The 14,251-nt window shown below is 55.4% G+C and carries 15 protein-coding genes; all 15 read right to left on the bottom strand.

Going from position 1 to position 14,251, the window contains the following annotated elements; translation table 11 throughout:
- Positions 1–153: 153 nt before the first annotated feature.
- Positions 154–927 carry a histidine ABC transporter ATP-binding protein HisP gene (gene hisP, locus AC2T6E_RS18795; RefSeq protein WP_108416648.1) on the bottom strand — a complete coding sequence of 258 codons (774 nt, stop codon included), beginning with the start codon at positions 925–927 and terminating at the stop codon, positions 154–156.
- 8 nt (positions 928–935) lie between these two features.
- Positions 936–1,649 carry an ABC transporter permease gene (locus AC2T6E_RS18800; RefSeq protein ID WP_010433272.1) on the bottom strand — a complete coding sequence of 238 codons (714 nt, stop codon included), beginning with the start codon at positions 1,647–1,649 and terminating at the stop codon, positions 936–938.
- Entirely contained in the window at positions 1,646–2,332 is a 687-nt protein-coding gene (locus AC2T6E_RS18805) for a histidine ABC transporter permease HisQ (protein ID WP_089597903.1), read from the bottom strand. The genes AC2T6E_RS18800 and AC2T6E_RS18805 overlap by 4 nt, the downstream gene beginning before the upstream one ends.
- Before the next feature lie 88 nt (positions 2,333–2,420).
- On the bottom strand, positions 2,421–3,203 hold the full coding sequence (gene hisJ, locus AC2T6E_RS18810; protein ID WP_010433264.1) for a histidine ABC transporter substrate-binding protein HisJ: 783 nt from the start codon (positions 3,201–3,203) through the stop codon (positions 2,421–2,423).
- A 225-nt stretch (positions 3,204–3,428) separates the two neighbouring features.
- Positions 3,429–4,211: a lysine/arginine/ornithine ABC transporter substrate-binding protein ArgT gene (gene argT / locus AC2T6E_RS18815; protein WP_014171026.1), complete on the bottom strand. Its 783-nt coding sequence runs from the start codon at positions 4,209–4,211 to the stop codon at positions 3,429–3,431.
- Positions 4,212–4,501: 290 nt separating this feature from the next.
- Positions 4,502–5,071: a UbiX family flavin prenyltransferase gene (locus tag AC2T6E_RS18820; RefSeq protein ID WP_260662383.1), complete on the bottom strand. Its 570-nt coding sequence runs from the start codon at positions 5,069–5,071 to the stop codon at positions 4,502–4,504.
- 88 nt (positions 5,072–5,159) lie between these two features.
- A complete protein-coding gene (purF, locus tag AC2T6E_RS18825; RefSeq protein WP_010433256.1) occupies positions 5,160–6,677 on the bottom strand; it encodes an amidophosphoribosyltransferase in 1,518 nt (505 codons plus the stop codon).
- A gap of 33 nt (positions 6,678–6,710) precedes the next feature.
- The gene (gene cvpA, locus AC2T6E_RS18830; RefSeq protein ID WP_000262116.1) at positions 6,711–7,199 is read right to left on the bottom strand and encodes a colicin V production protein; all 489 of its coding nucleotides are present in this window, start codon (positions 7,197–7,199) and stop codon (positions 6,711–6,713) included.
- A gap of 253 nt (positions 7,200–7,452) precedes the next feature.
- Entirely contained in the window at positions 7,453–8,139 is a 687-nt protein-coding gene (gene dedD, locus AC2T6E_RS18835) for a cell division protein DedD (RefSeq protein WP_126544345.1), read from the bottom strand.
- A complete protein-coding gene (gene folC / locus AC2T6E_RS18840; RefSeq protein ID WP_486692851.1) occupies positions 8,129–9,397 on the bottom strand; it encodes a bifunctional tetrahydrofolate synthase/dihydrofolate synthase in 1,269 nt (422 codons plus the stop codon). Before folC ends, dedD begins: the two co-directional genes overlap by 11 nt.
- A 70-nt stretch (positions 9,398–9,467) precedes the next feature.
- Positions 9,468–10,373, bottom strand: coding sequence for an acetyl-CoA carboxylase, carboxyltransferase subunit beta (accD, locus tag AC2T6E_RS18845; RefSeq protein ID WP_126816643.1), 906 nt, complete (start codon positions 10,371–10,373; stop codon positions 9,468–9,470).
- A gap of 154 nt (positions 10,374–10,527) precedes the next feature.
- Entirely contained in the window at positions 10,528–11,187 is a 660-nt protein-coding gene (locus AC2T6E_RS18850; RefSeq protein WP_003861406.1) for a DedA family protein, read from the bottom strand.
- A 28-nt stretch (positions 11,188–11,215) separates the two neighbouring features.
- Positions 11,216–12,028: a tRNA pseudouridine(38-40) synthase TruA gene (truA, locus tag AC2T6E_RS18855; protein WP_211450162.1), complete on the bottom strand. Its 813-nt coding sequence runs from the start codon at positions 12,026–12,028 to the stop codon at positions 11,216–11,218.
- Positions 12,028–13,041, bottom strand: a complete 1,014-nt coding sequence (locus AC2T6E_RS18860; protein WP_460213002.1) for an aspartate-semialdehyde dehydrogenase — start codon at positions 13,039–13,041, stop codon at positions 12,028–12,030. Before AC2T6E_RS18860 ends, truA begins: the two co-directional genes overlap by 1 nt.
- Positions 13,042–13,108: 67 nt before the next feature.
- Positions 13,109–14,245: a 4-phosphoerythronate dehydrogenase PdxB gene (gene pdxB, locus AC2T6E_RS18865; RefSeq protein ID WP_174339896.1), complete on the bottom strand. Its 1,137-nt coding sequence runs from the start codon at positions 14,243–14,245 to the stop codon at positions 13,109–13,111.
- Positions 14,246–14,251: the final 6 nt, after the last annotated feature.

The following is a 14,251-nucleotide window of genomic DNA, read 5'->3' on the forward strand; positions in this document are numbered from 1 at the left end:
CGTAATGACATGGTATCTCTCGCATCCCAGGGCATAAGCGACTCCATAAACGGGTTCTTATGCCTTAGTTGTAAGTGTCTACCATGTCCCCGAACAAGTGTTCACTATGTCCCCGGACCGTACATCCCACGGGGAGAGGGAGAAGGGCAAAACCTACTTCAACGATCCCTTCAGGAACTGCTGCAAACGCGGGCTTTGCGGGTTCGCTAACACCTCGTCCGGATGCCCCTGCTCTTCAATTTTCCCCTGATGCAGGAAAATAACGTGGTTGGAGACGTTACGGGCAAAGCCCATCTCGTGCGTCACCACCACCATCGTTTTGCCCTCTTCGGCCAGCTTCTGCATGATGCGCAGCACTTCGCCAACGAGTTCCGGGTCCAGCGCGGAGGTCGGTTCGTCGAACAGCAGCACCTCAGGCTCCATCGCCAGCGCGCGGGCGATGGAGACACGCTGCTGCTGGCCGCCGGAGAGATGCACCGGGTACTTCATCTGCTGGCGCTCGTCGATACCCACTTTCGCAAGGTATTTCACCGCGCGTTCGCGGGCTTCCTGCTTGTTCAGCCCCAGTACCTGAACCGGCGCTTCCATCACGTTCTCCAGCACCGTCATGTGGCTCCAGAGGTTGAAGTGCTGGAACACCATCGTCAGGCGCGTACGCAGCAGGCGCAACTGATGCTTATCTGCCACCTTCAGCTGGCCATCTTTATCGCGCACCAGATTGATATTCTGTCCGCTCACCACGATCGAGCCTTCGCTCGGCTTTTCGAGGAAGTTAATGCAGCGCAGGAAGGTACTTTTACCCGAACCGGATGAGCCGATAATACTGATCACATCGCCTGCGTTAGCCTGCAGCGACACCCCTTTCAGCACTTCATGTTCGCCGTAGCGTTTGTGCAAATCAATAACGTTTAATTTGTTCTCAGCCATCATCTTTCTCAGTGCGTCGAAGGTTTTATATGCTGCAACCAGCGTTTTTCAGCCTTACGGAACAGGCTAATCAGAACATAAGAGATAATTAAATAGAGCACGGCCGCAATGCCAAACGCAGTAAACGGCTGATAGGTCGCGGAGTTAATATCGCGCGCAATTTTGAGCAGGTCCGGCACCGTCGCGGTAAAGGCGAGCGCGGTGGAGTGCAGCATCAGAATCACTTCGTTGCTGTACGCAGGCAGCGCAATGCGCAGCGCCGACGGCAGAATGATGCAGCGATAGAGCTTCACCGACGAAAAGCCGTACGCCCGCGCCGCTTCGATTTCACCGTAAGGGACAGAGCGGATCGCCCCCGCAAAGATCTCAGTGGTATAGGCGCAGGTATTGAGCGTCAACGCCAGCACCGTACAGTTCAGGCCGCTGCGGAAGAACGCATTGAGCATCTCTGTGCCTTTCACGATCTCCAGCGTGTACATTCCCGAATAGAACACCAGCAGTTGCACGTACAGGGGCGTACCGCGAAACACGTAGGTGAACAGCCAGATCGGGAACTGGATAAATTTGTTGTTCGACACGCGGCCAATGGCAAGAAACACCGCCAGAATACCGCCCATCACCACGGAAGAAATCAGCAGCCAGAGCGTAATCGCCACGCCGGTAAAGCGGTAGCCATCCGTCCACAGCAGGGATTTCCAGTATTCCTGAATAATCTCAATCACAGGTCAGCCCTCTTCACACCCACGGAGTAGCGGCGCTCGAGCAGAAGCAGCACACCATTGGAGACCGTCGTAAACACCAGATAAATCACGCCACAGACTACCGCAAAGTAGAAGGGCTCCCAGGTACTCTTGCCCGCCAGCTGAGTCGCTTTGACGACGTCTTCCAGACCAAGCAGCGAGACCAGCGCTGTCGCTTTGAGGATAACCTGCCAGTTGTTGCCGATGCCCGGGAGCGCATAGCGCATCATGGCCGGGAACATGATCCGGCGAAACGTTTGTGAGGAGGTAAAACCAAATGCGGTTGCCGCTTCAATGTGCCCTCTCGGGACGGCCATGTAAGCGCCACGGAAGGTTTCCGTGAAGTAAGCACCGTAGATAAAGCCGAGGGTAATAATACCGGCTACCATCGGGTCGATATCGATCTGTTCCATGCCGACGGCGTCGGTAATACCGTTCAGCGCGATCTGCAGACCGTAAAAAATCAGCAGCATCAGCACCAGATCGGGTACGCCGCGAATAAGCGTGGTATAGCCTTCGAATATGAGCGCCAGGGGTTTATTCGCCGACAGCTTTGCCCCTGCGCCCGCCAGACCTATCAGCACCGCCAGTACCACGGAGCTGATAGCCAGCTCAAGGGTGACAAGCGCGCCTTGTAAAATAACGCCAGAAAATCCGTACAGCATACCGCGTGCCCTGTCGTGTCGTGAGTGGTGGAACCGTGTCTTTTCCCCTCCCTGAGTGGGAGGGGCCGCACGTTATTTGACGGGGCGATTAGCCGCCGTAAACATTAAAATCAAAGTACTTTTTCGCCAGCTTGTCGTAGGTGCCATCAGCACGCATTTCAGCGAAGGCTTTGTTCAGCGCTTCACGCAGCTCGTTGTCTTCTTTGCGCAGGCCCATACCGGTGCCCACACCAAACAGCTTCACGTCCTTAATGGACGGGCCGCCAAATTTGTAATCTTTACCCACCGGCGTTTTCAGGAAGCCTTCGCTTGCCGCGACTTCATCCTGGAATGCCGCATCAATTCGGCCTGCCGTCAGGTCGGCGTAGATATTTTCCTGGCCCTGATAAGAGACGATTTCGATCCCCTTCGGCGCCCAGTGTTCGTTGCCGTAGGTTTCCTGCGTGGTGCCCTGCAGCACGCCGACGCGTTTGCCCTTCAGCGACTCAAGGGTGGGCTGAATGTCTGAAGACTTAGCCACCACCAGACGAGAATCCGCTGCGTAGAGTTTGTCGGTGAAGGCAATCTCCTGCTGGCGTTTTTCAGTGATGGAAAGAGAGGACATGATGACGTCGATTTTTTTCGCTTTCAGCGACGGGATCAGGGCATCCAGCGGGTTCTCAACGTAGGTACATTGCGCTTTAATACGTTTGCACAGCTCATTGGCCAGATCGATGTCAAAACCCACCAGTTCACCCTTCGCATTTTTCGATTCAAAGGGGGCATAGGTAGGGTCAGTACCAATACGAATTTTTTGCGGAACGGCTGCGAATGCCGCGGTGGCGCTGGAAAAGGCCAGTACCAGAGAGAGTGACAACACGAGTTTTTTCATATCTATCCTCAACAAACTGTCTTCATACGGTTTTTTACGACGACGGGGTGCGGTTAATGTGCCATTAATCCACGCTGTCAGGCAAAGAATAATGCCTTTGGGGCGGGATTTTTTGCATTATAAATGCGTAAGTATGCACATGACGACCCAATATGGTGCACAAACTGCACCATATCGGATCACCCACACCAGCGACGCACCAGGTCAGTGCATCACCGTTATGCGTCAGTCACCGTAGACGTTGAAGTCGAAGTATTTCTTCGCCAGTTTGTCATAGGTACCGTCTTTACGCAGCTCAGCGAAGGCTTTGTCAAAGGCGGCTTTCAGCTCGGTATCGTCCTTACGCAGGCCGATACCGGTGCCGTCACCAAAGTATTTTTTGTCTTTCACGGACGGGCCCGCAAAGGCGTACTCTTTACCGGCTGGCTGCTTCAGGAAGCCTTCGCTCGCGGCGACTTCATCCTGGAATGCGGCATCCAGACGGCCTGCTGCCAGGTCAGAGTAAATCAGATCCTGGTTCTGGTAAGCCACCACATCTACGCCCTTCTCACGCCAGTTGGCATTAGCAAAACCTTCCTGCGTCGATCCCTGAAGCACGCCGACATGCTTGCCTTTCAGCGAGTCGATGGTTGGTTGAATCGGTGAGCCTTTGGCGGCAATCAGACGAGAATCCGCAGCGTAGAGCTTGTCAGAGAAGGCGATCTCCTGCTGACGTTTTTCGGTGATGGAGAGAGAAGAGATAATGGCGTCGATTTTTTTGGCTTTCAGCGACGGGATCAATGCGTCAAAGTCGCTGCCCACCCATGTGCATTTCACCGCGATGCGTTTGCACATTTCATTTCCCAGATCGATATCAAACCCCACGAAATCGCCTTTCGCATCCTTGGAAGAGAATGGCGCGTAGGTTGCGTCTGTACCGATACGAACCGTCTGTGGCAGTGCTGCATAGCTACCTGCTGCTGCACTTAACCCCACGAGCAAAGACAGAGCCAGAACCGTCTTCTTCATACATTTACCCTCAAGTACCGTGATTTTATTATGTATTGTGTAGTGTGTTGTGTTGCAGGCTTCTCTTGCAGGTCTTATGCCACATTCCCGTCTGGTCAAAAATTCGACGTTAAATATGTTAATAAAACGTTGCGATATTGCCTTAGTGGTGAAAGATAGCAGGTCTGCCGAACGAACCGGAGAGGGAAGAAGGGAAAAAACGAATTAAATGTCGAGGATATGATCGCCGTTGCATAATTGCCCTGAAACAGGGCAACTTGTCTTTTCATGCACCTTGTTTGTGCACAAATTCAGGCACCCTGCCAGCGGGTGAAGAGGTCTTCCGGCAGGTCTATATCAAACTGATCCAGCACGCGGTTAACGGTCTGGTTGATGATGTCATCCAGCGTTTGCGGGCGATGGTAGAACGCGGGGACCGGCGGCATGATGATAGCCCCAAGTTCAGCCGCCTGCGTCATTAAGCGTAGATGCCCCAGATGCAGCGGTGTTTCCCGCACGCAGAGAACCAGTGGACGACGCTCCTTCAGCACCACATCCGCGGCGCGCGTCACCAGGGTATCGGTATAGCTGTTCACAATGCCGGAGAGCGTTTTAATTGAACAGGGCAGGATAACCATACCCGCCGTTTTAAACGAGCCTGAAGAGATACTGGCCGCGATATCGCGGGCATCGTGGACGACATCCGCCAGCGCCTGAACGTCACGCAGGGAAAGGTCGGTTTCAAGGGAGAGGGTCTGGCGCGCCGCCTGGCTCATCACCAGATGGGTTTCCACATCTGCTACGTCACGCAGCACCTGCAACAGACGTACGCCGTAAATCGCGCCGCTGGCACCGCTGATCCCAATAATGAGTCGTTTCATGATTTTTGCCCTTACTGATTCAGGGCAGACTGTGCAGGATTTTGCGGGGAGTTGCAAGTGAGGGCGTCTGCCCTCACCTGCAGAAACATCAACCTTCGTTGTGCATCTCTAAGCTTTCAAGATCGTTCTGCAGCTGGACGGCTTTCGCATCGTCGTTACGCAGGGAATCCAGGTAGTCGAGATACTGCTGGTCAACGTCTTTAGTCACGTACACGCCGTTAAACACTGAGCATTCGAACTGCTGAATGTCCGGGTTCTCGGCACGCACCGCGTCGATCAGATCGTTCAGATCCTGGAAAATCAGGCCATCGGCACCGATGATCTGGCGAATTTCGTCCACTTCACGACCGTGAGCGATCAGCTCCGTCGCGGTTGGCATGTCGATGCCGTACACGTTCGGGAAGCGAATTTCTGGTGCCGCAGACGCCAGGTACACTTTCTTCGCACCGGCTTCGCGTGCCATTTCGATAATCTGCTCAGACGTCGTACCGCGAACGATGGAGTCATCCACCAGCAGTACATTCTTGTCGCGGAACTCGGCGCGGTTGGCGTTCAGCTTACGACGTACGGACTTACGGCGCAGATGCTGGCCCGGCATGATAAAGGTGCGGCCAACGTAGCGGTTCTTCACGAAGCCCTGGCGGTAAGGCTTATCCAGAATACGCGCGATTTCCAGCGCGATATCACAGGAGGTTTCCGGGATAGGGATCACGACGTCGATATCGAGATCGTCCCACTCGCGGGCAATCTTCTCGCCGAGCTTCGTACCCATGTTCACGCGCGCGCTGTAGACGGAAATCTTGTCGATGAAGGAATCCGGACGGGCGAAGTAAACGTATTCGAACAGGCACGGGTTGCTGACCGGATTGTCAGCACACTGGCGGGTAAACAGCTGGCCCTTCTCAGTGATGTAGACCGCTTCACCGGGCGCAACGTCACGCAGGAATTCAAAGCCCAGCGTGTCCAGCGCCACGCTTTCAGAGGCGACCATATACTCCGTACGACCATCGCCGAGCTCACGTTTGCCGAGCACCAGAGGACGAATGCCGTTTGGATCGCGGAAGGCGACCATGCCGTGACCGATAATCATCGCCACGCAGGCATACGCGCCGCGGATCTGACGATTTGTTGCGGCAATGGCAGCAAAGATGTTGTCTGCTTCCAGCGGGTAGTGACGGAAGTTATCCAGCTCGCTGGCGAACACATTGAGCAGGATTTCAGAATCAGAGGTGGTGTTAATGTGGCGACGTTTCTCTTCGAACAGCTTTTTACGCAGCTCGTGCGCGTTGGTCAGGTTGCCGTTATGAGCAAGGGTGATGCCATACGGTGAGTTGACGTAGAAAGGCTGTGCCTCAGAGGCGCTGGAACTGCCAGCAGTAGGATAACGAACGTGACCGATCCCCATATTACCTTGCAGACGCTGCATATGGCGGGCTTCAAACACATCGTTTACCAGGCCATTCGCCTTGCGTAAACGGAAGCAGTTGTTTGCATCAATGGTGATGATACCCGCAGCATCCTGCCCACGGTGCTGAAGCACCGTTAACGCGTCATAAATCGACTGGTTTACCGGCATGAAACCGGCGATACCGACAATACCGCACATTCGTCTTTTCCTCGTTAAGCCACATCTCAGGGTTTATGCCCTGGGCAAAAAACTCGACGAGCTTTGCAGATAGTCAAAGAACCATCTGATGATGAAGCTGAACTCTGGAATGAGCTGCGATTTCTGCCAGTCTTCGCTTTTGGAGAACCCGGTGAAGGTATCCAGGAAGAACAGTATCGCGGCCACAATCAGCACGCCTCGCAACGCACCGAAACAGATCCCGAGCACCCTGTCCGTTCCTGACAGACCGGTTTTCTCGACCAGCTGACCTATCACGTAATTGACGATAGCGCCAACAATCAGCGTCGCGATAAACAGCACCGCGATGGCGATTCCGTTTCGGACCAGTTCATCTTCAAAGCCCGTGAACCAGACAGACAGGTAAGTGTAGTAATGACTGGCAACAAAGAAAGCACAACCCCATGTCACCAGCGATAACGCTTCACGAACAAAGCCACGGATCAGGCTAACCAGACAGGAAAAACCAATCACCGCAATGATGGCGTAATCAATCCAGACCATATGTGTCCCACGATTTAACGCCCTGTCATCCAGTTCGGGGCGAATTCTAACAGAAAAAGAAAACGTTTGCGTAGGGATTTCCTTCCCGCGCGTAAATAAAAAAGGCGCTGAAAAAACGCTCAACGCCATGGGCCTTTTGACGCCTCTGTGGACGTCTGCTTCCCCTCACCCTAACCCTCTCCCCAAAGGGGAGAGGGGACTATTTACACCCTCTCCCCTTTGGGGAGAGGGCCGGGGTGAGGGGTAATTCTTGTCAGTTCGCGCTGTAGTTCATCACCACACCGCTCAGCCCGGAGATCTGCTTCAGCTCACCCAGCGACCCTTTCAGCTTATCTTTCGACGCTTCCGGCCCCACCAGGATACGGGTAATTTTACCCTGCACCGGCGTGGAAGGTGAAGTGTAAACACGGTATCCCGCACCGCGCAGTTTACTCACCACCTCGTTGACTTTATCGGCGTTTTTCAATGCGCCAAGCTGAACAACGTAGGCTTTACCCGTCGGTGCCGCGTCTTGTTTCGCCGGTGGTGGGGTTTCTGACGCTGCAGCAAGCTGTTCTGCCGCTTTATCCCGCTGCGGCTTCGGCTGCGGTTTCTCGACAGGCTTCGGTTTTTCAACAGCCTTAGGCTGTTCCACCGGAACCGGATCGATTTCGATATTGTTATTCGCAGCCAGGCGAGAAGGATCGAGCGATGGTGCGGCAGCATCGCCTGCGCGCACCTCTTCTGCCGCGCCCTCGGGCGGCTGAGCAGGCAGCGCCTGCGTCGCGGCGGGCAGCATGTCTGGCTCATCGCGATCGCCCGGTTTCGGCACCAGCGGAATGGCCGCAAATTCGTCCTGATAATGCTTTTTCTGCCCGTCGAGCAGTCCCGGAAGAATAATCACTCCGAGCGCGACCAGCACAATGGTTCCTGTTAAACGGTTCTGAAACTTACTCGCCACCGGTTCTCCCCGCGTCCATCACTTCCATGACATGTGCCACCGTGTGGAATGAACCACACACCAGCACGGTATCTTCTGGTTTAGCATCCGCCATCGCAGCATGCCAGGCCTGAGCCACGCTACTATAGATTGCGCCTGTGCCGAGATGTTCCATCAACTGCTCAGCCGTCGCGCCGCGCGGCCCCTCCAGAGGAGCACAATACCAGCTATCGACCACACTCTCCATGCAGGCCAGCGTCCCGCCGATATCTTTATCATGAAGCATACCGATAACCGCCAGCACGCGCCCGGTTTTTGGTAACGATTTGAGACGTCCTGCCAGATACGCCGCCGCGTGCGGGTTGTGGGCCACGTCCAGAATAAGACGCGGCGACTCGCTGACAATCTGGAAACGCCCCGGCAGGATCGCGTTCTGGATACCGTCGCGGATCGCCTGCTCGCTCACCGTTAATCCACTGGCACGCAGTGCCGCCAGCGCGGTGGCGGCGTTCGGCTGCGGTACCTGCGGCAGCGGCAGGTCGTCCAGCGCACCCTGCGCATCGCTAAAGCGCCAGCCGTTGTCCTGAACCTCATAGTGCCAGTCTACGTCGCGGCGCATTAAATGAGCGCCCTTCTCATTCGCCACGGCGGCGATGGTATGCGGCATGTCCGGCTCGCCGACCACGGCGGGCTTATTCGCCCGGAAGATACCGGCCTTTTCACGGCCAATGCTTTCACGGTCTGGCCCCAGCCAGTCGGTATGATCCAGCGCGATGCTGGTGACGACGGCGACATCCGCATCCACCATATTGGTGGCGTCAAGACGACCACCGAGCCCAACTTCCAGAATTACCACGTCAAGCTGCGCCTGTTTGAACAGCCACAGCGCTGAAAGCGTACCGTATTCGAAATAGGTTAATGAGATCTCACCGCGCGCAGCTTCAATTTCCGCGAATGACGCCGTATGGGCAGATTCCGGCAGTTCGCGGTTCTGCACGCGCACCCGCTCGGTGTAGCGCACCAGGTGTGGAGAGCTGTAAACGCCTACCTTGTAACCCGCCGCCATCAGGACAGATTCCAGCGTGCGGCAGGTCGTGCCTTTCCCGTTGGTGCCCGCGACGGTGAACACGAACGGAGCCGGTTTGAGCACATCAAGACGCGCGGCGACCTGGCTTACGCGTTCAAGCCCCATATCGATGGTTTTACTGTGCAGGTTTTCCAGATAAGAAAGCCACGCGGCCAGGGGCGACGTGGCTTGGGGAATGCTTTTATTTTCCATAATGCCCGGTTGTCATTAACAGATTAGAAAGCAAAAGGGCAGCGCCAACCGGCCCTGCCCTTTTCAGTTATCAGGCCTCGGGTTCCTGATCCGGTACGATCACGCCTTCGCGTGGCTCATCCGGGTTCGGCGCGGGCAGATTCATCAGCTTCGCCAGGACGCTTGCCAGTTTCAGGCGCATTTCCGGGCGGCGAACGATCATATCGATAGCGCCTTTCTCGATGAGGAACTCACTGCGCTGGAAGCCCGGCGGCAGTTTTTCACGTACGGTTTGTTCGATAACGCGAGGACCGGCAAAGCCAATCAGCGCTTTTGGTTCAGCGATGTTCAGATCGCCCAGCATCGCGAAGCTTGCAGAGACGCCGCCCATGGTTGGGTCGGTCAGTACAGAAATGTACGGCAGACCGCGCTCCTGCATTTTCGCCAGCGCTGCAGAGGTTTTTGCCATCTGCATCAGGGACATCAGCGCTTCCTGCATACGTGCGCCACCTGAAGCGGAGAAGCAGATCAGCGGGCAGTTGTCTTCCAGCGCCTGCTCAACGGCACGCACGAAGCGCGCACCGACCACAGAGCCCATTGAGCCGCCCATAAAGGCGAACTCAAACGCGGCGGCAACAACCGGCATCTCATGCAAGGTGCCCTTCATGACGATCAGCGCGTCTTTCTCGCCGGTCTCTTTCTGTGCAGAGGCCAGACGATCTTTGTATTTTTTGGAATCGCGGAACTTCAGCACGTCTTTTGGCTCGAGTTCGCTGCCCAGCTCTACCAGAGAGCCTTCGTCCAGCAGGCTATGCAGGCGGTTGCGCGCCGACATACGCATGTGGTGGTCACATTTTGGACACACTTCAAGATTGCGTTCCAGTTCTGCACGATACAGAACCTGGCCGCAGCTATCACACTTCGTCCATACCCCTTCAGGAATGCTCGCTTTACGCGTTGGGGTAATGTTGCTTTTAATTCGTTCAATCCAGCTCATTGATAACCTTTCTGCCTGAACCTGGTCGTATGCCAGTTTTGCTATAAGAGGCGAATAATGCCATTTTTGCCTCCAACAGACCATGAATGTTGCACATTAAAACATAACAGCCCGAAACTTTGGATAAAAAAGTGGTCGAACCGCCAGCGTGCATTTACTTCGCTTGTTTAGCTGCCGCCCGTTTGTGACGGATGATTTCGATAACGCCCGGCAGTACGGAAAGCACAATAATCGCTACAATCAGCAACTTAAGGTTTTCCTGAACCACTGGCAGATCGCCAAACAGGTAGCCTGCGTAAGTAAAGAGCAGTACCCACAGCAGCGCACCGACAACGTTATACATCGCAAAATGACGATAGGACATATGCCCCATTCCTGCCACAAACGGTGCAAAGGTACGAACGATGGGGACAAAACGGGCAAGAATGATGGTTTTGCCGCCGTGACGCTCGTAGAAGGCATGCGTTTTATCTAAATAGCTGCGGCGGAAAATTTTGGAATCCGGATTACTGAATAACCGTTCTCCAAACACGCGCCCGATGGTGTAATTGACCGCGTCTCCCACAATGGCGGCGATGATCATCAGCACAACCATTAGATGGACATTCAGGTCATTGGTCGGCAGAGCGGACAACGCACCGGCCACAAACAGCAGCGAATCTCCGGGCAGGAACGGCGTCACCACCAGACCGGTTTCACAGAACAGGATCAGGAACAGAATGGCATATACCCAGACGCCATACTGCGCGACCAGTTCCGCCAGGTGAACATCAATATGCAGAATGAAATCAATCAGAAAACGTATTACGTCCATATTGTCTAAGCCTTAATTGCACCTTTGTTTAGTCCGCTAAAAACAGCGGGCCCATTGGCGGTTTTGGCAGGTCAAACCGATCCGGATAATCCACCGAGACCAGATACAGCCCTTCCGCTTTCGCCGTTGCTGCCGCAAGCGTTCTGTCCTTCGCTGCCAGCAGTTCTGCAATCCAGCTCTCCGGCTGGTGTCCGGCGCCCACTTCCATCAGGCTGCCAACAATATTCCGCACCATATGATGTACAAAGGCATTGGCTTTGATATCTACCACCACATACGCGCCATAACGACTGACGTTAATGTGCATGACGTTACGCCACGGCGTACGGGACTGACACTGCACCGCACGAAACGACGTAAAGTCATTTTCTCCAATCAGACACTGCGCCGCACGCTGCATACGTTCTGCATCAAGCGGCTCATAAAAATGCGTCACGCCCTGGCTTAACACTGCCGGACGCAGACGCTGGTTGTAGATGACGTAGCGGTAACGGCGCGCAGTGGCGCTGAAACGCGCATGAAAATCATCCGGCACAGCTTTCACCCAACGCACGGCAATGTCACCAGGTAAATTCGCATTTACACCCAGCGTCCAGGCAGCATCCTTGCGCATGGCGGTGGTTTCAAAGTGCACCACCTGCCCTGTGCCGTGAACACCGGCGTCGGTTCGGCCTGCGCATAAGACGTTAATCGGCTCATTCGCTACCTGAGAAAGCGCTTTCTCCAGCTTTTCCTGAACGCTGCGCACTTCGTTCTGACGCTGCCAGCCATAATATTTACTGCCATCGTACTCAATGCCGAGGGCAATTCTATGGACCGGCTTTTGTTCCACTTCTGACATCAGTACAGGTACTCCTGCACCAGCTTCTCGGCGATTTTAACTGCCATCAGCGCGCCGCCAAAGCGTACGTTATCGGCAACGGACCAGAACTGAACCTGTTCCGGCATGCCGTAATCGTTGCGCACGCAGCCAATGGAAAGATGCGCGCTACCGGTGGCATCGCCCACCTGGGTCGGGAATTCACTCTCTTCGGAAAGGACGATATCTTCACCGCGGCCAAACGCATCGCGCGCTTCTTCTGCCGCCAGCGGACGCAGGGCTTCAAAGCCAACCATCTGCGCGTGGCCGTAGAAGACAGGCGACTGCACAACGTTGGCGGAGATCATCAGCCCTTCATCCTGCAGCACTTTGCGTACTTCATCGACGATTCGACGCTCTTCGCGCACGGAACCTTCACGATCCGGCAGCAGTGGCAGCAAGTTGAATGCCAGCTGGCGACCAAAGAAATCATCTTCATCAATCGGAATACCGTTCAGCAGCTTCGCACTCTGCCCGGCCAGCGCATCAACCGCTTTTTTACCGTTAGCGGAGGCCGACAGCAGGCTGGTCACATTAATACGAGACAGGCCGCCGTCGTCGATCAGCGGTTTCAACGCAGTCAGCAGCTGGCTGGTCAGGCTGTTCGGTACCGCGATGACGTTGCGGTTGCGGTAGTCAGCCAGCACGAACGGGTTCACGTCCGGCACCACCAGCGGCACATCCGGCTCCATTGAGAACAGGCCGCTCAGGTCGATCACCAGGCAGCCTGCGTTGGTCGCCTCTTCAACGTACGCAGCAGTCGCTTCAGCGCCCGCGGCGAAAAATGCCAGCTGCGCCTGCGTCCAGTCGAACGCTGCCGCGTCCTGGACCATGACGGATTTACCGTTAAAACGCAGATGCTCGCCTGCGCTGTCGGTACGCGCCAGCGCATAGATGTCGCCCACCGGGAACTGACGCTCAGCAAGGGTTTCGAGCAGGGCTTCGCCCACGGCACCCGTGGCACCTAAAATGGCAATGTTCCAGCCTTCAGACATGGTGGTTTACTCCAGAAATAAAAAAGCGTCCCTGTCGGAGTATCCGACAGGGAGCATTAAGAAGACATTAATGCGCCGGGTGATGAACGGCGTTAAACCCAAGTTTATGCAGCAGCGTCGCCGCCGAAGCGTCGTCGCACATCACATACAGGGAAGACCACTCGCGGCGCTCAACGTAGTTCTTGCGCAGCTTATCAAACTCACCCGGGATCCCCGCCACTTTACGCAGCAGCGCATCATCGCGGCGCACATCATACACCAAATGCACCAGCCTTTTCAGCGTTGCCTGATCGAGCGGGCCGTGCAGAGTGATGCGACCAAATTCTGGCGCGGGGAGTAAGGTATCCAGCGCCACCTGCTGCGGATGACCGATAAAGGCGCTGTAGGCTTCAAACACCTGCGTCGTGCCGCGCGCTTTGCCTTCAAGCGTGTAGCCAGCGATATGCGCGGTGCCCACGTCCACCTTGTTGAGTAGCTCAACGTTGAGTTCCGGCTCGGGTTCCCAGACGTCCAGCACCACGCTGAGGTTTTGTCCTTCGTTCAGACATGTCAGCAGCGCGGCGTTGTCCACGACCGGGCCACGACAGGCATTTATCAGAATAGTGCCAGCCTTCAGACGGCGGATCAGCGTTTCATCGGCCAGATGAAGAGACTTATACGGCCCCTCTTTAAACAGCGGCGTGTGGAAGGTGATCACATCACACTGTTCAACCAGCTCATCCAGCGAGCGGAAGTCGCCTTCATCGCCGTTATCTTTGCGCGGCGGGTCGCACAGCAGTGTGCGGATCCCTAATGCTTCAAAACGTTTTTGCAGGCGACCGCCCACGTTACCCACGCCGACAATCCCCACGGTGCGGTCTTTCAGCGCAAAACCATCGCGCTCGGCCAGCATCAGCAGCGAGGAGAAAACGTATTCCACAACGGCAATGGCGTTACAGCCCGGCGCGGCGGAAAAACCGATCCCCGCCTGCTTAAGCCACTTGTCATCCACATGATCGGTCCCTGCCGTTGCGGTCCCGACAAATTTCACCGTTTTGCCGGAGAGCAACGTCTCATTTACTTTGGTCACCGAGCGCACCATCAGGGCATCGGCATCATCCAGTTCGTTCACCGGAATCGGGCGACCAGGGACAGCCTTAACATCGCCAAGGCGGCTAAAGAGCTCGCGGGCGTAAGGCATATTTTCATCAACGAGGATTTTCACGTCTGA

It is taken from the genome of Enterobacter sp. B79-1 (genome assembly GCF_057444735.1).